The 905-nt window shown below is 22.7% G+C and carries 4 protein-coding genes; all 4 read left to right on the top strand.

Annotation, left to right across the window (positions count from 1 at the left end):
- Nucleotides 1–2: 2 nt before the first annotated feature.
- Nucleotides 3–143, top strand: coding sequence for a pentapeptide repeat-containing protein (locus C6B38_RS12355; RefSeq protein WP_443028751.1), 141 nt, complete (start codon nt 3–5; stop codon nt 141–143).
- Nucleotides 143–328 (top strand): hypothetical protein, encoded by a 186-nt coding sequence (locus tag C6B38_RS05525; RefSeq protein WP_105298942.1) that lies wholly within the window; start codon nt 143–145, stop codon nt 326–328. Before C6B38_RS12355 ends, C6B38_RS05525 begins: the two co-directional genes overlap by 1 nt.
- A gap of 83 nt (nt 329–411) precedes the next feature.
- The gene (locus C6B38_RS05520) at nt 412–666 is read left to right on the top strand and encodes a hypothetical protein (protein WP_105298941.1); all 255 of its coding nucleotides are present in this window, start codon (nt 412–414) and stop codon (nt 664–666) included.
- Nucleotides 644–905, top strand: a 262-nt coding sequence (locus C6B38_RS05515) for a hypothetical protein (protein ID WP_146693327.1), incomplete at its 3' end; no start/stop codon positions are given. The genes C6B38_RS05520 and C6B38_RS05515, both read left to right, overlap by 23 nt.

Genomic DNA, 905 nt, shown 5'->3' with positions numbered 1-905 from the left:
AATTACAAGATGCTATTTTAATAGGTGCTGATTTACGAGGTGCTAAATTAAAAGATGCTGATTTACGATGGGCTGATTTAAAAGATATTAAAATAACACAACAACAATTAGACAAATTAACTGTTATTGAGGAGGATGAATAATGAATATAACAGAATCAATTAAATTTAACAAACTAAAAGAAGAAAATGAAGCACTTAAAAATGAAATTACAGAATTAAAACAACAAATATTATATAAAGAAGATTTGTACTTTCATTGTTGATGGGGAGATGTTGATTATGATGAAGAATGTGAATATATGGATAATGGATATAAAATTTGATAACACAACAAACATAAAGATGATTGAACTTGAGAATTAAAAGATAATTCTAAATATGACAAATTACCTAGTAAGGAGGGTGAATAATGAATGATATTGTAAAAAATAGAGTAAATAGTATTACATTTCAATTTCCTTTAAACGGAGAGAATTTTAAAAATGAAAGTATTTTAGCATATAATGTTCAAAAATTTAAAGAAGAAAATAAACAAGAATTAACTGAATATATTTTTAGACATATTAATCATTATGCATTAAATGGTTATCAAGATGTACATTTAAAAGATATTCCAAGTGCTATTACTAAAAAGGTGAATAATGAATGATATTGTAAAAAATAGAGTAAATAGTATTACATTTCAATTTCCTTTAAACGGAGAGAATTTTAAAAATGAAAGTATTTTAGCATATAATGTTCAAAAATTTAAAGAAGAAAATAAACAAGAATTAACTGAATATATTTTTAGACATATTAATCATTATGCATTAAATGGTTATCAAGATGTACATTTAAAAGATATTCCAAGTGCTATTACTAAAAATAATTTTGTTTTTAAAGAATGATTAGAACCTATTCAAA

It is taken from the genome of Spiroplasma sp. ChiS, from assembly GCF_002968355.1.
GTDB lineage: Bacteria > Bacillota_I > Bacilli_A > Mycoplasmatales > Mycoplasmataceae > Spiroplasma > Spiroplasma citri.
This window is presented reverse-complemented; position numbering and strand designations above follow the sequence as displayed.